General features: G+C 69.7%; 18 protein-coding genes. 3 read left to right on the plus strand and 15 right to left on the minus strand.

Features of this window, described 5'->3' with window-relative positions; translation table 11 throughout:
• The 11 genes from tatC to Q0A34_RS11330 all read right to left on the minus strand — a co-directional run.
• A partial coding sequence (tatC, locus tag Q0A34_RS11280; protein WP_363316449.1) for a twin-arginine translocase subunit TatC occupies positions 1–901 on the minus strand: 901 nt, incomplete at its 3' end.
• The gene (gene tatA / locus Q0A34_RS11285; RefSeq protein ID WP_291480089.1) at positions 894–1,145 is read right to left on the minus strand and encodes a Sec-independent protein translocase subunit TatA; all 252 of its coding nucleotides are present in this window, start codon (positions 1,143–1,145) and stop codon (positions 894–896) included. The genes tatC and tatA (Q0A34_RS11285), both read right to left, overlap by 8 nt.
• A 22-nt stretch (positions 1,146–1,167) precedes the next feature.
• Complete coding sequence (tatA, locus tag Q0A34_RS11290) at positions 1,168–1,407, minus strand: Sec-independent protein translocase subunit TatA (protein ID WP_291480090.1); 240 nt, start codon at positions 1,405–1,407, stop codon at positions 1,168–1,170.
• A gap of 42 nt (positions 1,408–1,449) precedes the next feature.
• The gene (locus tag Q0A34_RS11295; protein ID WP_291480091.1) at positions 1,450–2,502 is read right to left on the minus strand and encodes a WYL domain-containing protein; all 1,053 of its coding nucleotides are present in this window, start codon (positions 2,500–2,502) and stop codon (positions 1,450–1,452) included.
• Positions 2,499–3,524: a WYL domain-containing protein gene (locus Q0A34_RS11300; RefSeq protein WP_291480092.1), complete on the minus strand. Its 1,026-nt coding sequence runs from the start codon at positions 3,522–3,524 to the stop codon at positions 2,499–2,501. Before Q0A34_RS11300 ends, Q0A34_RS11295 begins: the two co-directional genes overlap by 4 nt.
• Entirely contained in the window at positions 3,521–4,927 is a 1,407-nt protein-coding gene (gene pafA, locus Q0A34_RS11305; RefSeq protein WP_291480172.1) for a Pup--protein ligase, read from the minus strand. Before pafA ends, Q0A34_RS11300 begins: the two co-directional genes overlap by 4 nt.
• 29 nt (positions 4,928–4,956) lie before the next feature.
• The gene (locus Q0A34_RS11310) at positions 4,957–5,181 is read right to left on the minus strand and encodes a ubiquitin-like protein Pup (protein WP_291480093.1); all 225 of its coding nucleotides are present in this window, start codon (positions 5,179–5,181) and stop codon (positions 4,957–4,959) included.
• A gap of 63 nt (positions 5,182–5,244) precedes the next feature.
• Positions 5,245–6,783: a depupylase/deamidase Dop gene (gene dop / locus Q0A34_RS11315; RefSeq protein WP_291480094.1), complete on the minus strand. Its 1,539-nt coding sequence runs from the start codon at positions 6,781–6,783 to the stop codon at positions 5,245–5,247.
• Positions 6,780–8,456, minus strand: coding sequence for a proteasome ATPase (arc, locus tag Q0A34_RS11320; RefSeq protein ID WP_291480095.1), 1,677 nt, complete (start codon positions 8,454–8,456; stop codon positions 6,780–6,782). The genes dop and arc overlap by 4 nt, the downstream gene beginning before the upstream one ends.
• A gap of 86 nt (positions 8,457–8,542) precedes the next feature.
• Positions 8,543–9,379 (minus strand): tRNA (adenine-N1)-methyltransferase, encoded by an 837-nt coding sequence (locus tag Q0A34_RS11325; protein WP_291480096.1) that lies wholly within the window; start codon positions 9,377–9,379, stop codon positions 8,543–8,545.
• A gap of 57 nt (positions 9,380–9,436) precedes the next feature.
• On the minus strand, positions 9,437–11,419 hold the full coding sequence (locus Q0A34_RS11330) for a DUF255 domain-containing protein (RefSeq protein WP_291480097.1): 1,983 nt from the start codon (positions 11,417–11,419) through the stop codon (positions 9,437–9,439).
• A gap of 44 nt (positions 11,420–11,463) precedes the next feature.
• Here Q0A34_RS11330 and Q0A34_RS11335 point away from each other — a divergent pair, with 44 nt between their 5' ends.
• Genes Q0A34_RS11335 through Q0A34_RS11345 form a run of 3 tightly spaced genes read left to right on the plus strand, consistent with a single transcriptional unit; the run spans position 11,464 to position 15,097 of the window.
• Entirely contained in the window at positions 11,464–12,888 is a 1,425-nt protein-coding gene (locus Q0A34_RS11335; RefSeq protein ID WP_291480098.1) for an FAD-linked oxidase C-terminal domain-containing protein, read from the plus strand.
• On the plus strand, positions 12,885–14,294 hold the full coding sequence (locus Q0A34_RS11340; RefSeq protein WP_291480099.1) for an FAD-linked oxidase C-terminal domain-containing protein: 1,410 nt from the start codon (positions 12,885–12,887) through the stop codon (positions 14,292–14,294). Before Q0A34_RS11335 ends, Q0A34_RS11340 begins: the two co-directional genes overlap by 4 nt.
• Positions 14,291–15,097 (plus strand): RecB family exonuclease, encoded by an 807-nt coding sequence (locus Q0A34_RS11345; RefSeq protein WP_291480100.1) that lies wholly within the window; start codon positions 14,291–14,293, stop codon positions 15,095–15,097. Before Q0A34_RS11340 ends, Q0A34_RS11345 begins: the two co-directional genes overlap by 4 nt.
• Before the next feature lie 27 nt (positions 15,098–15,124).
• Here Q0A34_RS11345 and Q0A34_RS11350 read toward each other — a convergent pair whose 3' ends face one another.
• The 4 genes from Q0A34_RS11350 to hisG form a co-directional block, all read right to left on the minus strand.
• Positions 15,125–16,054, minus strand: a complete 930-nt coding sequence (locus Q0A34_RS11350) for a Sir2 family NAD-dependent protein deacetylase (protein WP_291480101.1) — start codon at positions 16,052–16,054, stop codon at positions 15,125–15,127.
• Between the two features lie 10 nt (positions 16,055–16,064).
• Positions 16,065–16,856 carry a DUF1266 domain-containing protein gene (locus Q0A34_RS11355; RefSeq protein ID WP_291480102.1) on the minus strand — a complete coding sequence of 264 codons (792 nt, stop codon included), beginning with the start codon at positions 16,854–16,856 and terminating at the stop codon, positions 16,065–16,067.
• Between the two features lie 96 nt (positions 16,857–16,952).
• Positions 16,953–18,338 (minus strand): aspartate ammonia-lyase, encoded by a 1,386-nt coding sequence (gene aspA / locus Q0A34_RS11360; protein WP_291480173.1) that lies wholly within the window; start codon positions 18,336–18,338, stop codon positions 16,953–16,955.
• Between the two features lie 179 nt (positions 18,339–18,517).
• Positions 18,518–19,363, minus strand: coding sequence for an ATP phosphoribosyltransferase (gene hisG / locus Q0A34_RS11365; protein WP_291480174.1), 846 nt, complete (start codon positions 19,361–19,363; stop codon positions 18,518–18,520).
• Positions 19,364–19,429 lie beyond the last annotated feature (66 nt).

Below are 19,429 nucleotides of genomic sequence, written 5' to 3' on the forward strand. Positions count from 1 at the left end.
CGGACTCGTCGTCGAGGTCGTCCTGCACCGAATCCAGACCGTCAAGCCCGGCCTTCCGGGCGCGCCGCTTGTCGTTGATCCGGGTGACCTGGATCGCGATCTCCATCATGAGGCTCATGGACAGCGCCAGGATCAGCATGGAGACCGGGTCGCCGCCGGGGGTGGCGAAGGCGGAGAGGATGAAGAGGATCAGGATGACGTAGCGGCGTTTGTCCTTCAACGTCTCGTAGCTGAGGATGCCGATGACGTTGAGCATCACCGTGATCAACGGGACCTCGAAACTCACACCGAAGACGAGCATGAGAGTCATCAGGAAGTTGAAGTAGGCCGTGCCGTTGAGGGCCGCGATCTGGGTGTCGTCGGCGATGGTGAGCAGGAACTCCAGACCGAACGCGAGCACGAAGTAGGACAGCACCGCACCGAGTGCGAACAGCAGTGTCGCCGAGGTGACGAAAACACGGGTCCACATCTTCTCGTTCTTCTTCAGCCCCGGGGTGATGAACCCCCACAACTGCAGCAGCCACACCGGGGCGGACAATACCAGGCCGGCGAGGAAACCGATCTTCAGCCGCAGCATGAACATCTCGAACGGGCTGGTGGCGAGCAGCCGGCACTCGTCAGTGACGTCACCGCCGAAACGCGCTTCCGCCGGCAACTGGCAGTACGGTGCCTTCAGCAGCTCGCCGAGACTCGGGGTGCCCAAGACCCCGTTTCCGTACCACATGTACCCCAGTACGGTCCCGACGCCGATCGCGGCCAACGCGACCAGTATCCGTCGTCGAAGCTCCTTGAGATGCTCGACAAGAGACATCTCCGCTTCGCTCGGCCTACGACGCTTCCTCGCCAGACGTGTGCGCGGCACCCGGACGCGACGGGGGGCGTCGGGAGTACTGTCAGTCATTGCGGGTCGGAGTAGCCTTCAGGTCATTCAGGTCGGTCGCGGTGACGGGCTCGTCCTCCGGGGCGGGCGGAGTGGTTGACTCTACCTCAGGGGTGGCTCCGTCCTTCTTCATCTCGGTCATCTCGGACTTGAAGATGCGCATCGACCGCCCCAGGGAGCGGGCCATGGTCGGCAGCTTGGCTGCGCCGAACAGGAGCACGAGCACGAGGACGACGATCAGCAGTTGCATGGGTCCGGGCATCATATGGTGGTCACTCCTCGGCCGGTCAGGCCTCGTTCTTCTTCGTCGGGTCGGTTGCGGGTTCCGGGGCGACGGTATCGTTGGTCACGGCTCCACCTTCCACGGCGGTGGGTTTTCCGTCGTTCTTCATCTCATTCATCTCGGACTTGAAGATGCGGAGCGACCTTCCGGCGGACCGGGCCAGCGTCGGCAGCTTCGCAGCCCCGAAGAGCAGGACGATGACGAGGAGAATGATAAGAATCTCAGGCCAACCGAGGGATCCCATGGGGCAGTGCCTTTCCGTCGCGTGGATCAGTCAACGATAACCCTACGCCAGTGAGCGGTAGGCATCCAGCGCAGCACTGGCGCGGCGGGCCACGCGGTGGGCGAGATCACACCGGGGCTCCTCCTCCTGGGGTACCACCGCCCGGATCGTCGGCGCGTACGCCAGCAGGAAGCGCTCCAACCAGTCCCCCGTGTCCGGTATCGCCGCGCGCAGCGGGCCGGGACCGTCCACCTGCCAGATCGGGAGGTACTCGAACATCCACGCCGCGTCGTCCTCCAGCTCGATCTCGGCCCAGCGCTGTCCGTCCCGGTCGAAACCGAACGGGTCCTGCGGGTCGACCGCCCGCCCGAGTGCCTCCGGGGCGGGACGGTCGGTCACCGTCACCGCCGACATCCGGGAGACGTTGAAGCACCGCTGGTCCTTCGGGTCCGAGTCCTCCCGGGCCCACAGGTAGGCCTGACCGTCGATGAACTCCAGCTGGTCCGGGACCAGGCAGCGCCGCCCCACCGAGTCCGAGGACGCCGACCGGTACGTCAGCTTCACCCACCGGCGGTCGGACAACGCCTCACGAAGGGCCGGGAGGTTCTCCGCCAGCACCGACGGCGTCCCCTCCCGAGAGCCACCGGAACCGGGGGCGGGCCGCGTCGCGGTGGTGAACTCGTCCGGCACGAAGCGGTCCCGGCGGTCCCTCACGTCCTGCTGCAGTCCGCGGATCATCTCCGCGGCGGAGTCGACGTCGGCGCGGCCCGGGCCGGACATCACGCTGGCCAGCCTCTCCAGGCTGAGCAGCAGCGCCCCGGACTCCGCCGCCGTCAGCGAGGGCGCCCGGTCGAGACCCAGCGACGTGACGACGTCGACATGCATCCCGGAGGTCGTGAACTCCAGCAACGACCCCGGCAGGTACGGGGGAACACCGCAGGTGGCCGCCTGTGTGAGTTCATGGCGCAGCTGCGGGACGGTCACTCCGAACTGGGCGGCGGCGCGCATCAGCGTGCCGTCCGGATGGTGCCGGAACCAGGCGATCACCGACAGGACACGACGGACCTGCCAGGTGGTGTACCCGACACTGCGGCGACGGGGCACGGGCTCGGTCATGACCGCTCCTCCTCTCCCCCGGCCCCGGAAGCGCCGAAGGTCCGGACGGCCTCCTCCAGGTGCGCGATGATGTCGGCGACGACGTCCGGCGGGTCCACCACGAGCACATCGGTGGCGTAGGACGCGGCTGTGCGGACCAGCCAGCGCCGGTCGACCGGTCCGAGAGGACGGGCACCGTCACCGTCCTCTGCGTCCTCGGGGCCGGCGAGAGCGCGGAGTTCCTGGGCACCGTCGGTGAGGAAGCGGACCCGGGCGCTGACCATCGTCGACGCCGCGCGCAGTCCCTCCGTCACCAGCTCCGCGACAGGACGGTCCGGGACGTGGTGACGGATCAGGGTGGCGGCGGCCTCCAGGTCGGCGATGCGTGAGAGCCGGAAGGTCCGCTGTCCGTCCCGGTCGAGGTCGAATCCGGTGAGGTAGAGCCGGCCGTCGACCGCGGCGACCCCCCACGGGTCCAGACGGCGCAGCTGCGGCTCCTCGGTCAGTGCCGGCCAGTAGTGGAACCGCAGGCTCAGGTTCCGGTCCATCGCGACGTTCAGTGCCTCGATGTCGGCGTCGGTGAGGTCGACGGCGTCGGGGACCGGGGCGGAGAACCCCGGACCGGCGTCGGCGTCGGACGCCGGGGCCACCGTGGAGAGCTTCTGCAGTGCGTGGCGCACCGGGGCGGCGAGCGACTGGTTCGGCACCCACTGCGCGGCGGGGCGCATGGCCTGCCACCGGGCGTCGGTGACGGCGAGGTCGGGCAGGAAGCTCGGTACCGGGTCGATGCCGTACTGCACCTCGGGGTGACCGTCGGCGTCGGTCCCGGTCGACTCGGTGACCACCAGCCCCAGCTCGTCGAGGAGCGGGCGGTCGCGGTCGAAACGTTTGCGTACGATCTCAGGGGCCCCGGCGTATCCGTCGACGTGGGTGCGGATCCAGTGGAGGGACCGTGGGCGCTCGGTCAGCGCCAGCACGAGATTGAGCAGGCGCGACGACGCCGGGTCCCAGTGGACCTCCGCCGGACGGTTCACGGAACTCACGGTGCCTGCTCCCCGAGGATGTCCAGCAGGTGGTCGAGCCCCTCGGCGGCGGGGTCGAAGGGGTCAGGGAGGACGATCTCGGCACCCCCGTCGCCGTTGACCTTCAGCCGCGTCCAGTCGACGGTGGTCTGGCGGGAGCCGTGCCGGGCCGCGGCGAGGAACCGTCCGCGGGCGGCGGCCCGGGTGGTCGGCGGTGCGGTGTGTGCGGCGACGGCGACGTCGGCGGGGTCGACGAGGGTCGCGACCTGTCCCCTGCGGGCCAGCAGGTGGAAAAGGCCCCGGTCGGGGTTGATGTCGTGGTATGTCAGGTCCACCTGCGCCAGCCGGGGGTCGGTGATCCCCAGGTCGCCGCGCTCGGCGATGCGGTCGATGAGCTTCTTCTTGATCACCCAGTCGATCTCGGTGTCCACCGCGGAGAAGTCACCGGACTCCGCGCCGTCGAGCACCCTGCCCCACAGGTCGACCACGGGAAGGAGCTGGGCTCGGGGGGTCCCGCTGTCACCTGCGGAAGGCTCCGGACGGTCGTCCAGCCACCGGAGCGCCGCGGTGTGGAAGGCACGCTGGATGCCCAGCGGAGTCGCGGTGCCGCCGTCCCGCAGTGCCAGCGGTGTGGTGCCCGTGGCGTCCCGGGCGATCTCACGTATCGACCGGATCTCATTGGACAGCTCGTAGTCCGGCAGGTTCACGCCGGCCTCGATCATCTCCAGCACCAGCAGTGTCGAGCCGACCTTCAGTGCGGTGGTGGTCTCGGACATGTTCGAGTCGCCGACGATGATGTGCAGCCGGCGGAACCGGGAGGAGTCGGCGTGCGGTTCGTCACGGGTGTTGATGATCGGACGGGAGCGGGTGGTGGCAGAGGACACCCCCTCCCACACGTGGTCGGCGCGCTGCGACAGGCAGTACCCGGGCCCGAAGTTCTCGTTCGGGGCACCGGCGGCCGGCACACTGATCTTTCCGGCCCCGCAGATCAGCTGGCGGGTCACCAGGAACGGAAGCAGCCGGGTCGAGAGGCTCTTCAGGGGCATGTCCCGTCCCACCAGGTAGTTCTCGTGGCAGCCGTAGGAGTTGCCCACCGAATCGGTGTTGTTCTTCAGCAGGTAGACCTTGCCGCCGATCCCCCGCTCCGCCAACGACGCCTCGCAGCGGGACGCCAGGTCATGGAAGATGTGCTCCCCCGCCCGGTCGTAGGTGACGAGCTGGTGGAGCGAGTCGCACTCGGCGGTGGCGAACTCGGGGTGGGCGCCCACGTCGAGGTACACCCGGGAGGCGTTGGGCCAGTAGACGTTGCTGCTGCGGTACTCCTCCACCACCGGGGCGAAGAGGTGCCGGGCGACCTCGTCCGGGCCCAGCCGACGGTGGCTGTCCAGGACGCTGGTGATGCCGAACTCGGTCTCCAGCCCCATGATCCGGCGGGTGAACACGGTCGCCGTGACTACTGCCCGCCCTTCTGGACGTAGGACTTCACGAACTCCTCGGCGTTGGACTCCAGCAGGCCGTCGATCTCGTCGAGAAGGTCGTCGGTGCCGCTGACCCTGAGCTGCTCCTGGCCGGAGGCGGCGGGAGCCGCGGCGCCGGTGCCGTCATCGTCCTCAGGGCCACGTCCCCCGTGCACCTGTCCCTGGCCGGAGCCGCCTGTCGAGCCTGATCCGGCTGCCATGTGGAACCACTTCCTTCATGAATTCTTGAGCGATCGTGGACGTTGTGTCCCGGTGCCTACAGGCTAGCAGCCTGCACCGTCGAGGGACCCCGGGAGCAGTTCGCCGAGGACCCGGACGAGCCCGGCGGCGTCGTCGACGTCCGCCAGGGCGTCCCTCAGTTGCGGCGCGGTGCCCTGGAGGGGGTCGGAGAGCAGGACGCGCGTGGTCGGTGACGACCCGTGGGGGGTGTCGAGGACCAGGGTGTCCCAGTTCGCGGCGAGCAGTTCGCCGGAGAACCGGCGGGCGACCTCGCCGCGCAGCCAGGCGCGGGTGTCTGTGGGGGGCTGGGCGGCCGCTGCGGCGACGTCCCCCGGGTCGACGAGGGTGCGCATCCGGCCCGTGCGGACAAGCGCGTTGTACAGGCCCTTGGCGGGGTCGATGTCGTGGTACTGGATGTCGACGACGGCCAGTGTCGGGTGGTCCCACCCGAGGCCACGGGCACGGTAGGCGGTGAGCAGGCTGAGCTTCGCCGTCCAGTCGAGCCGGTCGGCGGTGGAGGCCGGGTCCTTCTCGAGGTCGTCGAGGATCTCCCCCCACAGTTCGAGCACCAGGTCGTCCCTGTCGTGCCGGTGAGCGGCGGGGACAGCCTCGATCACCCTCCGGCGGATCTCACGCTGGATGTCGACGGCGGTGCGTTCCACCCCGCCGTACAGACGCACCGGCGCCGAGCAGTCAAGGTCACGGGAGATCTGCCGGACGGCGGTCACCGGCTCGTACAGGCTCAGGTCCGAGAAGTCAGCGCCCGCCCCCACCGCGTCGAGGACCAGGGCGGTGGTGCCGAGTTTGAGGAAGGTGGAGTACTCCGAGAGGTTCGCGTCGCCGATGATGACGTGCATCCGGGCCCAGTCCTCGCCGACGTGGGACTCGTCGCGGGTGTTGATGATCCCCCGGTTCAGGGTGGTCTCCAACGACACCGTCGTCTCGATGTAGTCGGCGCGCTGGCTGATCTGGAACCCCGGGGTCTGACTCTCAGCCCCGAGGCCGAGCCGTCCGGCGCCGGTGTAGACCTGACGCGTCACGAAGTGCGGGATCAGGGCGGCCTGCACCGCTTCGGTGTCGTAGGACCGCGGGTACAGGTAGTTCTCGTGCGCACCGTAGGATGCGCCCTTGCCGTCCACGTTGTTCTTGTGGATCGTCAGCGCAGGCTGGTCCTCCACCGCGCCGGACGCCTGGGCCGCGGTGTGCATCACCAGCTCACCGGCCTTGTCCCAGATCACCGCGTCCCAGGCGTTCGTGGTCTCCGGGGAGGAGTACTCCGGGTGCGCGTGGTCGACGTAGAACCTCGCCCCGGAGGTGGTGACCACGTTCGCCGAGCCCAGGGCGTTGGGGTCGACCACCGGTGCGGTGCGGTAACGACGCAGGTCGAAACCGCGCACGTCGCGCAGCGGGGACTCGGCGTTGTAGTCCCACCGGGTGCGTCGGTTGACTCCGAGCCCGGTGGCCCCGGCGTAGGCGACGACCGCCTGGGTGGAGGTCTCGATCGGGCTGGCGTGGGGGTCGTCGGAGGCGATGATGCCGAACTCGGTCTCGGTGCCGATCAGCCGGCGTGATGCGTGGTTCACCGTTCCCCCTCCAGGTCGGCAGCCGGTCCGGCGGCCCCGTCGGCCCGGTCGGCCCGGTCGGCCATCGTGATCTCCACGACCCGGCGTGACGAGTGGCCCGAGATCCGGGCCCACTCTGCGGGGTTGGTGGTGTCGGGCAGGTCGTCGTTGTCGCGGCACTCCTCGTCCACGGCGGCGTCGATGTGGGCCTCGGTGACACCGTCACCGTCGCCGCGCAGGACGTCCTTGATGGCCAGCTTCTTGACCCGGTCGACGATGTTGGCGAGCATCGCGCCGGAGGTGAAGTCGCGGAAGTACAGGTCGGAGCGGGTGCCGTCGGCGTAGTGCAGGGTCAGGTAGGGGCGGTCGTCGGAGTAGAGGTTGTCGATCACCCGTGCGCGCAGGCGCGCGGCAGCGGCCTCCGCCCCGCCGGCGGTCTCGACGAGTGCGCCGGAGATCGGTACCGCGGCGGTGAGGTACTTGCCGAGGATGTCGGCGGCGGCCGCGCGGTCGGGGCGCTCCACCCGGATCTTCACGTCGAGCCGGCCGGGGCGCAGGATCGCCGGGTCGATGAGCTCCTCACGGTTCGAGGCGCCGATGACGATGACGTTGCGCAGACCCTCGACTCCGTCGATCTCCGCCAGCAGCTGCGGTACCACCGTGGACTCCACGTCCGAGGAGACCCCTGTGCCGCGGGTCCGGAATATCGCCTCCATCTCGTCGAAGAAGATGATCACGGGCTGGCCGGCGGAGGCGATCTTGCGGGCACGTTCGAAGATCAGCCGGATCTGCCGTTCGGTCTCGCCGACGAACTTGTTGAGCAGCTCAGGGCCCTTGATGTTCAGGAAGTAGGACTTGGCGTCCGGGGTTCCGGCGTCGGTGTTGATCTTGCGGGAGAGGGAGGACGCGACCGCCTTGGCGATCAGCGTCTTGCCGCAGCCGGGGGGACCGTAGAGCAGGACACCCTTGGGCGGCAGCAGACCGTAGTCGCGGTAGAGCTCCGGGTGCAGGAAGGGCAGTTCGACGGCGTCGTGGAGCTGCTCGATCTGGCTCTCCAGGCCACCGATGTCCGAGTAGGAGACGTCCGGGACCTCCTCGAGGACCAGGTCCTCGACCTCGGCACGGGAGATCACCTCGAAGGCGTACCCGGCGCGGCGGTCGACGACGACGCTGTCACCGGGGCCGACCTGCCTGGCGGCGAGCTCGGAGGTGAGCCCCCCGGCGCATTTCATCAGGGCCTCTTCGCCGAGCTTGTCGGCGACGACGATGCGCTCGGAGTCGACGACCTCGACGACGGTGCCGATGTCGCCGGAGTCGGCGTACCCGCAGACCTCGACGACCTGCTGCCCCTCCCCCAGACGGACGAGGGAGCCGGGGGTGAGTTCCCCCGGGGAGACCCGCGGGCTGACCGGCAGCCGCATCCGGCGTCCCGCGGTGTGGACCTCGGCGGTGCGGCCTCCGTCCCCGGTGTCCAGCAGTGTGCCGTAGGTGCTCGGTGGTTCCGCGAGGGCGTCCAGCCGGGAGTTGAGTTCGTCCAGCTTGTCGCGGCTGGACTTGAGCATCTCGGTGAGTTTCGCGTTGCGTGTGCCCAGTGTCCGGTTGGCCAGTTGCAGCTGGCGGTAGGACTCAGGGCCGGAGTCGACCCGGGCGGTCGGTCCGTCGTGGAGATTCTGGTCCGTGGTGTGCTGCGTCATAGGGGGCCAGTCTACATGCGGGGGAAAGGTAGCCTATCCAGAAACGTGGAAGTGCCCCCGGCCCGTCCCCCACGGAGCAGGGGCGGCTACTTGCGTGCCCGGCGCTGCGGTTTCGGGGCGACGGTGCCGTCGGCCAGTCGCCGGGCCCACACCAGGAAGGCGGTGTGGGCGTTCATCCGGTGCTCGGGGCGGGTGGCCAGGCCCTCGACCTTCCATTCGCGGACGAGGGACTCCCACGCCTTGGGTTCGGTGAAGCAGCCGAGTTCGCGGATCCCCTCCATGACCTTCATCAACTGCGGGACCGTGGCGACGTAGGTCATGAAGACCCCGCCGGGGATCAGCAGGTCGCGTACCGTCTCCAGGCACTCCCAGGGGGCGAGCATGTCCAGGATCACCCGGTCCACAGGGCCGTCGGTGTCGTCGACGGTCACGTCCTTCAGGTCGCCGAGCCGCAGGTCCCAGTTCGCCGGGTGCTCGCCCATGTACTCCACGACGTTGCTCTCGGCGTACTCGAGGTGGTCGTCGCGGATCTCGTAGGAGATCAGCCGGCCGTGCCCGCCCACGGCGCGCAGCAGGGTCATCGACAGCGCCCCGGAGCCCGCTCCGGCCTCGAGGACCTTCGCACCGGGGAAGATGTCACCCTCCACCAGGATCTGTGCGGCGTCCTTGGGGTAGATCACCGCGGCACCACGGGGCATCGACAGCACGTGGTCGACCAGCAGGTGACGGAAGCACAGGTACTCGCCGCCGACGTGGGACACGACCACGGTGCCCTCGTCGCTGCCGATGATGTCGTCGTGCCTGATCTCGCCTTTGTGGGTGAAGTAGCTGCCACCGGTCTCCAGGGTGATGGTGTAGTGGCGGCGCTTGGCGTCGGTGAGCTGGACCCGGTCACCGGGCTGGAACGGGCCGGAGTAGGCCACGGTGTTCCCCTTTACGTTGGTGCGGCAGTGGACCCGATCAGTCTAACGGCCCCCACGTCACAGCGCGGTGGGGACCCCGCAGACCCCCGCCCGGCACACCTGGACCGCGGCCCCGTCCGGGACGGGGCCGAGCATCCGGGCGCCCTGTTCCGCCGACAGCACGAGAACGGAGGTGCCCAGCTGCCGGCGCAGCGCGGTGACCTGCGCGGGGTCGGCGGCGGACACCGTGGCCTGCACAGGTCCGGCGAGGTGGCACTCCAGGGCGCACAGCCAGCCGCCGGCCTGGGCCAGGTGACGGTCGACGACCCCGGTGTGGGCGTCGAGGATCCGGCGGGCCTCGGCCGACCAGCGGGCCCCGACCGCCCGGACGTCCGGGTCGTCGAGGGATGTCGCCACGGTACCGGCCATGCTCAACGCCTCGGCGAGCACGGCCACCGCCGCCGGGGTCGCCCCGTCGTAGGGGTCACGCGGACGCACTCCGGTCTCCGCCACCGGCGCCGCCGCGTCGTACCAGGTCCCCGGGCCGCGGTGGAAGGAGACCTGGGTGTGCCGCACCAGCTCGGAGACCGCCGCGGGGATGTCCAGCCCGCCGTAGGAGCTTCCCCGGTGCTCCCACAACCGGACCAGCGCGAGCAGCAGCCAGGCACAGTCCTCGAGGGTGCCCGGCGCGTGTGGTGTGCCGGTGCAGCGCACCACGTCCCGCACACCCCCGTCGGCGTCTGTGGTCACCGCGTGGTCCCACAGGGCGGCGGTGATCTCCGCCCCGGACCCCGGGTCGCCGGCCTCGGTGAGGGCGACGGCGGCCATCGCGTTCCAGGCGGTGACGACCTTTCCGTCGACGGCGGGGCGGGGGCGGCCGGCGCGGGCACGCCGCAGGGTACCCCGCAGTTCCGGGGTCAACGGCAGGCCCTCGCGCCGGGTGAGCACGACCCGGCCGTCCACGTCGCCCGCCCCCGTCAGTCCCAGGCGTTCCAGCTCCCCCGGTGCCCATGTGTAGCTGTGGCCCTCCACCCGCCTGCCGTCGACGACGGTGTCGGCGTCGAGACCGCTGGCCAGCAGGTGGGGGTCGCCGGTGCGCAGGTCGGCGGTCAGGAAGTCCCGGGTCAGGTCGACGGCCTCGGCGACGAGGTCGTCGTCCGGGCGTCGCACGCGGTAGGCGGCCAGGGCGCGGAGCAGCAGGGCGTTGTCGTAGAGCGTCTTCTCGAAGTGCGGTACGGTCCAGTCGGCGTCGACGCAGTACCTGTGGAACCCTCCCTCGACGGGGTCGGCGAGGCCGCCCTGCAGCATGGCCGCGGTGGTCCGTCCGACGATGTCGAGCACCTGGTCCGCCGCAGTGCCGGAGTCGGTCCGTTCCGCCCACCGCACCAGTCCCAGCAGTGCGGCCGAGGGTGGGAACTTCGGGGCGCCGCCGAACCCTCCGGTGGGGTGTTCCGAGGCACGCATCCTCTGGACGATCCGCGTCGGCAGTTCGGTGGTGGCCTCCCTGGCGGTCCAGGACGCCCCTGCTCCGTCGCCGTCGCCGTCGTTGTCCTCCTCCCCGCTGGCGCCGATGGCCTCGTTGAGCCGGGCGGTCAGCTCGTCGACCCGGGGGCGTTCGGTGGTCCAGGTCCGCGACACCGCCTCGAGAACCTGGCGGAACGACGGCTTGCCCTGTCTCGGTGCCGGCGGGAAGTAGGTGTCGGCGAGGAAGGGCCGTCCCTCAGGGTCGGTGAAGACCGTCATCGGCCACCCGCCCTGTCCGCTCAGGGCGACGGTGGCCTGCATGTAGTAGGCGTCGACGTCCGGGTGCTGCTCGCGGTCCACCTTCACCGCCACCATCCGGGAGTTGACCATCGCGGCGATCTCCGGGTCGGTGAAGGACTCCTCGGCCATCACGTGGCACCAGTGGCAGGTCGCGTACCCGACCGACACCAGCACCGGCACACCACGCTCCCTGGCCTCGGCGAAGGGTTCGGGGCCCCAGGGCTGCCAGTGCACCGGGTTGTCCGCGTGGGCCAGCAGGTAGGGGGACGTCGATGCGGCGAGACGGTTGGAGTTCATGCCACCACGGTAGCCGGACGGGGCCGACGACTACAGTGGCGGCAATGACGTCCCGCAACTCCACCGGAATCACCACGCACGTGGGCCGGCAGCTGGCCTCTCAGCTGGCTCCCCAGCTGTCCGGGTCCGTGACCACCGACCCGGACGTGCTGGCCGCCCACTCCTCCGACCAGTCGCTCTACAGTCCCGTGGGGACACCTGCCGCCCTGGTCCGCGCCACCACGGTGGACGACGTGGCCGCCACGATGCGTTTCGCCCACGGCCACGGCATCCCGGTGGTCCCCCAGGGTGCGCGGTCGGGCATCTCCGGTGGCGCGAACGCCGTGGACGGCTGCATCCTGCTGTCGGTCGCGGCGATGGACCGCATCCTGGAGGTCGACACGGCGAACATGACCGTCACCGTGGAGCCGGGGATCATCAACAAGGACCTCAAGGAGGCCCTGCGTCCCCACGGGCTGGCGTACCCGCCGGACCCCGGCAGCGTCGCGATGTGCTCCATCGGCGGCAACATCGCCACCAACGCCGGCGGCATGTGCTGTGTGAAGTACGGCGTCACCCGCGAGTACGTCCGGGAGTTGACCGTCGTGCTGGCCGACGGGACGGTGACCCGGCTGGGCCACCGTACCGTCAAGGGGGTGGCAGGGCTCGACCTGGCGGGACTGTTCACCGGCTCGGAGGGCACTCTCGGCGTCATCGTCGGGGCGACCCTGAAGGTGGTGCCCCGGGGACGGGAACCGCTGAGCGCACTGGCGACCTTCCCCTCGGTACGGTCGGCCGCCGAGGCGGTCTCCGCCTACATGGCCACGGGCGCCTCGCCCTCCCTGCTGGAGATGATGGACGCCGCCACTGTCGCCATGGTCAACGACCTCGGCGACTTCGGACTCGACGCCTCCGTCGGGGCCGTGCTGATCATGCAGTCCGACTCCCCCACCGCAGCCGGAGACACCGAGGACTTCGCCGCCGTCGCCGGGGCCCACGGCGCCATGGATGTCGCCTTCGCCGACAACCCGACCGACTCGGAGCTGCTGGTGGCGGCCCGACGGTCCGCACAGCCGGCCTGGGAGCACTACGCCCGGGCCCACGGCGGCGGACAGCTGCTCGACGACGTCTGCGTCCCACGCTCACGCATCGCCGAGTTCTGCGACCGGGTCGGTGACATCGGGGACGACACCGGCGCCCTGGTGACCGTCATCGGCCACGCCGGCGACGGCAACATGCACCCCTCGGTCTTCTTCGACACCGCCGACGAAGCCTCGGTCGCCGCCGCACAGGACGCCTTCGACCGGATCATGGCCCTGGGGCTGGAACTCGGCGGGACCATCACCGGCGAACACGGGGTCGGCAACCTCAAGAACCGCTGGTTGGCCACCGAGCTCGACGCCGGCAACCGCCACCTCCACCGCGAGATCAAGTACGCCGTCGACCCGACCGGGGTCCTCAACCCCGGCAAGATGCTGGAGCACCTGTGACCAACTCCCCCACCTCACACGACACCCCGGTTGACCTGGACGGGCTGGCGGCAGTGCTCGACGGTTCACTGAGCACCGACCCGGACGTCCTCGCCGCCCACGCCACCGACCAGTCCGTCCACCCGGGGCAGGACGCCCTGGTCCTGGTCCGCGCCGGGAGCGTGGACGACGTGGCCGCCACGATGCGCTTCGCCCACCGCCACGGCATCCCGGTCGTCCCCCAGGGTGCGCGTTCCGGACTCTCGGGAGGCGCCTGCGCCGACGAGGGCTGCATCCTGCTGTCGGTCGCAGCGATGGACCGGATCCTGGAGATCGACGCGGCCGACATGACCGTCACCGTGGAACCGGGGATCATCAACAAGGCCCTCAAGGACGCCCTGCGCCCTCACGGTCTGGCCTACCCGCCGGACCCCGGCAGCGTGGCGATCTCCACGGTCGGCGGCAACATCGCCACCAACGCCGGCGGCATGTGCTGTGTGAAGTACGGCGTCACCCGCGAGTACGTCCGCGAACTCACCGTGGTCCTCGCCGACGGGACGGTGACCCGGTTGGGCCACCGTACCGTCAAGGGGGTGGCAGGGCTCGACCTGGTCTCCCTGCTCACCGGCTCGGAGGGCACCCTCGGCGTCATCGTCGGGGCCACCCTTAAGGTGGTGCCCGGGGGCCCGGACCCGTTGACGGCACTGGCCACGTTCCCGACAGTGGGCCGCGCCGTGGAGACCGTGACGTCCTACATGGCCACCGGGGCCAACCCCTCGATGCTGGAGATGATGGACGGCATGACCGTGGGGCTCGTGTCCGAGATCGGGGACTTCGGGCTCGACGCCTCCGTCGGGGCCGTGCTGATCATGCAGTCCGACTCGCCCACCGCGGCGAAGGACACCGAGGACTTCGCCGCCGTCGCCGGGGCCCACGGCGCCATGGACGTCGCCTTCGCCGACAACCCGACCGACTCCGAGCTGCTCGTCGCCGCCCGTCGCTCGGTCCAGGTCGGCAACGAGCGCTACGCCCGGGCCCACGGCGGCGGCCAGATGATCGACGACGTCTGTGTCCCGCGCAGCCGGTTGGCGGACTTCTGTGCCGGGGTGGGAGACATCCGGGACGACACCGGGGCCACCGTCGCGCTGGTCGCCCACGCCGGCGACGGCAACGTCCACCCCTCGGTCTTCTACGATCTCGCCGACGAGGCGTCCGTGGCTGCCGGGACACTCGCCTTCGACCGCATCATGGAGCTGGGGCTGCGCCTGGGAGGTACCATCACCGGCGAACACGGTGTCGGCGCCCTGAAGTCGGCCTGGCTTCCCCGCGAACTCGACGAGGGAAGCCGACTCCTGCACCGCAGGATCAAGGACGCCGTCGACCCGACCGCCATCCTCAACCCCGGAAAGATGCTGGAGGCCCTGTGACCCGCCGTCCCCTCGCCCTGTCGCCCTCGCGTGTCGGTGACTACCGGCAGTGCCCACTGCTCTACCGCCTGCGCGCCATCGACCGGTTGCCCGAACCCAGTACCGTCGCCCAGGTCAAGGGGACACTGGTGCACGCCGTCCTGGAGGACCTGCACAACCTGCCCCGGGAGGAGCGGACCTACCCGGCGGCGGTGAAGATGCTCACCCCGCACTGGACGGCGATGAAGGACGCCGACGCCCAGCTCGTCGACCTGGTGCCCGACGAGGCAACGACGGACTTCCTGGTGGAGGCCCGGTCACTGGTCAAGGGCTACTTCCAGATGGAGAACCCGGCCGGATTCGACGCGGAGTCGGTGGAGAAGTACGTCGACACCACCCTGCCCAACGGTGTGCCGGTCCGCGGCTTCATCGACCGGGTGGACGTCGCCCCCACCGGCCAGGTCCGGGTGGTCGACTACAAGACCGGCAAGAAGCCGATCCCCCGCTTCTCCGCGCAGGCGGTGTTCCAGATGCGCTTCTACGCACTGGTGTGGTGGCGCATGTTCGACCACATTCCCGAGCAGCTGCGGTTGATGTACCTGAAGGTCCGTGACGACATGGTGCTCTCCCCCACCCCGGCGGAACTGAACTACGTGGAGCGCGACCTCGAGGAGGTATGGACGAAGATCGGCCAGGACGCCCGCAGCGGCGACTTCGCCCCGAAGACCTCGAAACTGTGCGGGTGGTGCTCATTCCAGTCGATCTGCCCGGCCTTCGACGGAACCCCGCCGGAGTACCCGGGCGTGCCGGAGGAGTTCGCCTGACCCGGGTGCGGGGTCAGTGGGTCGGGGTCAGGAGAGCCCCAACGAGTCGATGAGGTCGAGGAACGCGGGGGCGACCGGGGTCCGCCACAGCACATGGGCCCTGCCGTCTGCACGCCCCGGCCCCCCGTTGACCACGGAAACGGTCTTGCCCTGCCGGAGGGCGTCGAGCACCAGGCGGTACCCGCTCATCACCGACAGGGATGAGCCGACGACCAGCAGGCTGGACGACCCGGCGAGCATACGGGCCGCCCGCTGTTTCCGGGCCTGCGGCACAGGTTCGCCGAAATAGACGACATCGGGCTTCAACAGCCGGGACCCGCAGCCCAGACATCCCACCATGCAGAATCCACGCACGTGATCCTCGTCCAGTGTGACGTCGCCGTCCGGGTTGACCAGGGAGGGGTCCAGATCGACGCTCTCCAGGTAGCCGGGGTTGGCCTCCACGAGCCGGGAGTCGAGGGACCGACGGTCCTCGGTCAGCCCGCACCGCAGGCACACCACCTGCGACAGGTCTCCGTGCAAGGTGAGCAGTTCACGGCTCCCGGCAGCGGCGTGAAGCCCGTCGACGTTCTGCGTCACCACCCCGGTGACCAGACCTGCCTGCTCGAGTTCGGTGAGCCCGTAGTGTGTGGTGTTCGGTCGGGCCGCGGCCATCCGGCGCCAGCCGACGAAGGACCGGGCCCAGTACCGGTGGGAGGCGTCCGGATCGTGACGGAACTCCTGGTAGGTCATCGGCCGGTGGCGGGTCAGGGAACCGGACGGCCCCCGGTAGTCGGGGACACCGGAGTCGGTGGACACCCCGGCACCGGTGAGCACCAGGGCCGGCGCCGTACGGAGCTGGTCCGCCACCGCGGGCAGGGCCACCTCAGGTGGCGTGGGGGTGGCTGTCTCCGTGACCACCCGGGCGATCGACCGCAACGCCGAGAGATGTGCCGGGGTCACGGGGTCGGGGATCATTCCCCCCAGGCTACCCGTGCAGGTTGAGCCGGACCCAGGGTGAGTCCGGGTGGTTCAGAGCCACGGCGATGTCCTGGACGAAGCGCATGCAGGAGTCGTCCAGCCGTCCGTCCGCGACCGCCCGACCCACCACCACGCCGTCGGCGAACTCCTCCCAGCTGCCGTAGGTGGAGCGGGTGAGTTCGAGGGCGCGGTTCAGGAGCCCGGAGCACTGGTCCACGGTGACCAGCCCTCCCCCGTGCGCCAACCAGAGCAGGTGGACGGCGACGGAGACGTCCCAGCCGGTGGTGTCCGTCGGCGGGGTCTCCGGGAGGGCCGCGACGGCGGCGTCCTGGAGGAACGGGATGACCAGGTGGTGGTCGGCGGGGTCGAGGGGGCCGAGCACGGTGTGGGCTGCGGGTCGCCTGTCGACCGGGGTGGAGCACAGTCCGGCCAGCAGCTCGCGGTGGCGGCGGTAGTCGGCGTCGCCGGCGTCGTCCAGGCGTGCAGCCACCGTCCCCAGCACGTCACGGGCGGTCCGTATGCCGTACACGCTGGCCAGATGGTGGCGGTGGGCCTCCCCCGGGTCCACGACGAAGAGCTTCTGAAACCCCGAATTCGGGGGGTGCGCCTCGGCGGGTCCGTTGACGACCCGGCCGTCGTTGAGGCCGTGCGGCAGGCTCAGTGCCCAGGAGCGGGATGCCTCCGCGGTGCGGTCCCTGTCCCAGACCAGCTGCAGCTTCCTCGCTGACCTGGGGAGTTCCTGCAGGGCCGAGCGGTAGGTGGTGGCTGTCGGGGTGGTGTTGTCTGCGGGGTGTGTCACACCCGCCATGTTAGCTTCATGAACTATCTTCCGGCCGGGTGGCGGAGACGGTCACCCCACATCCGGGGACACCCGGGCGGTGCCCCCGCTGTCCGATCAGGAGTCCACGTACAGCTTTCCGCGCCACACCGGGTGCAGCAGGTTCTCCTTGCTGAGCACCTGGTCCAGGGTCTCCTCGTCCAGCAGGCCCCGTTCCAGGACGACCTCGCGCACCGACTTTCCGGTCCTGGCGCACTCCTTGCCCACCAGGTCACCGTTGTGGTGGCCGATCAGCGGGTTGAGGTAGGTCACGATACCGATGGAATGCTCCACGTAGGAGCGGCAGACATCCTCGTTGGCCGTGATTCCCACCACGCACAGCGTGCGCAGTGTGGTGCAGGCACGTGCGAGCAGGCGGATGGACTCGAACAGCGACTGGGCGATCACCGGCTCCATCACGTTGAGCTGCAGCTGGCCGGCCTCGGCCGCCATCGAGATCGTGACGTCGTTGCCGAAGACCTTGAAGCAGATCTGGTTGACGACCTCGGGGATCACCGGGTTCACCTTCGCCGGCATGATCGACGAGCCTGCCTGACGTTCCGGCAGGTTGATCTCGTTGAGGCCGGCACGCGGGCCCGAGGAGAGCAGGCGCAGGTCGTTGCAGATCTTCGACAGCTTCATCGCCACACGCTTGACCACCGAGCTGGCGTTGACGTACGCGCCGGTGTCGCTGGTGGCCTCCAGCAGGTCGTTGGCGGCGAGCACCTTGAGCCCGGTGACCTCCCGCAGTGCGGCGACCACCTGCTGCTGGTAGCCGGACGGGGCATTCACCCCGGTGCCGATGGCCGTGCCACCGAGGTTCACCTCCAGCATGAAGTCGGCGGCACGGTTGAGCTGCGACTGCTCCTCCGAGAGGTTCTGGGCGAAGGCGGTGAGCTCGTCGCCGAGGCTGACCGGCACCGCGTCCTGGAGCTGGGTGCGTCCCATGGTGATGACGTCGCGGAACTCGTCGCCCTTGTTGGAGAAGGCCCGCTCCAACGCGCTGAGATGGCGGATGAGGTCCTGGAAGGCGGTGTGGATGCCCAGACGGAACCCGGTCGGGTAGGCGTCATTGGTGGACTGGCTCATGTTGACGTCGTCGTTGGGGTTGATGACGTCGTAGCTGCCCTTGGGCTCCCCCAGGTACTCCAGTGCCAGGTTCGCGACCACCTCGTTGACGTTCATGTTCGTCGAGGTGCCGGCGCCTCCCTGGTAGACGTCGATCGGGAACTGGTCCATGCACCGGTGCTCCACCAGGATCTGGTCGCACGCCCAGACGATGGCCTCGGCCTTCTCCTTGGGCAGGGCGTGGAGCCGCTGGTTCGCGATCGCCGCCGCCTTCTTGACCTGCACCATGCCGCGGATGAACTCGGGAAGCTGGTTCAGGGTCGTCCGGGAGATCTGGAAGTTGTCCACCGCGCGCAGGGCGTGGATCCCGTAGTAGGCGTGCTCGGGGACCTGCATCGTGCCCAGCAGGTCCTCCTCCGAACGGAAGCTGTCGGCGGCGTGGGCGCTGAGCGAGTGCGTCTCGGCCGCGGTGATCAGCTGGGTGGAGGAGGTGACCGGAGCGGACTCCGGACGGAACTCGGGAACAGTCATGGTGGTCTGGACCTTTCGTGGTGTGGGCGACTCGTGGTGGAGTCTCAGATACGTGCGATACGGATGTCGCTGGCGAGGATGGCTTCCGCACCCAACGCCGAGAGGTTGTCCATCAGGGTGTTGGCCTCACGACGGGGAACCATCGCCCGGACGGCGACCCAGTTGTCCTGGGCCAGCGGGGACACCGTCGGCGCGGACAGCCCGGGGGTCACGGCGGCGGCGCGGTCGAGGATGTCCCGCGAGCAGTTGTAGTCCAGCATCACGTAGTTGCGGGCGTGCAGGATGCCCTCGATCCGCTTGAGCAGCACCTGCTGGCGGTCGTCGACGGCGGCGCCGCGACGTCCCACGACCACGGCCGTGGAACTGATCACCGGGTCGCCGAACGGACGCAGGCCCTGCTGCCGCAGTGTGCGTCCGGTCGACACCACGTCGGCGATGGCGTCGGCCACACCCAGGCGGATGGAGATCTCCACCGCGCCGTCCAGGCGCACGACGGTGGCGTCGATCCCGCGGGACTCCAGGTCCCGACGAACCAGGTTCGGGTAGGACGTGGCGATCCGGCGGCCCTCCAGCGCCTCCACCGTCCAGTCCTCGTCCGCCGGTGCGGCGTAACGGAACGTGGAGTCGCCGAAACCGAGCTCCAGCAGCTCCTCGGTCTCCTCACGGGTGTCGGCGGCCAGGTCACGGCCGGTGATGCCCATGTCGAGGTGGCCACTGGCCACGTAGATCGCGATGTCCTTCGGGCGAAGGAAGTAGAACTCCACGCCGTTGTCGGCGTCGACGACGGTCAACGACTTCGAGTCACCGCGGCCCGGGTAACCGGCCTCCGAGAGGATCTCGGTGGCGGTCTCGGACAGGGAACCCTTGTTCGGGACGGCGACGCGCAGCAGGTCGGGCTGGGCGTCGGTGGCGGACACGGACGGGGTGGACGGGTCAGACACGGTCACGGTAGGCCC

The sequence above is a fragment of the Corynebacterium sp. genome (assembly GCF_022712195.1).
In the GTDB taxonomy this organism is placed as follows: Bacteria; Actinomycetota; Actinomycetes; order Mycobacteriales; family Mycobacteriaceae; genus Corynebacterium.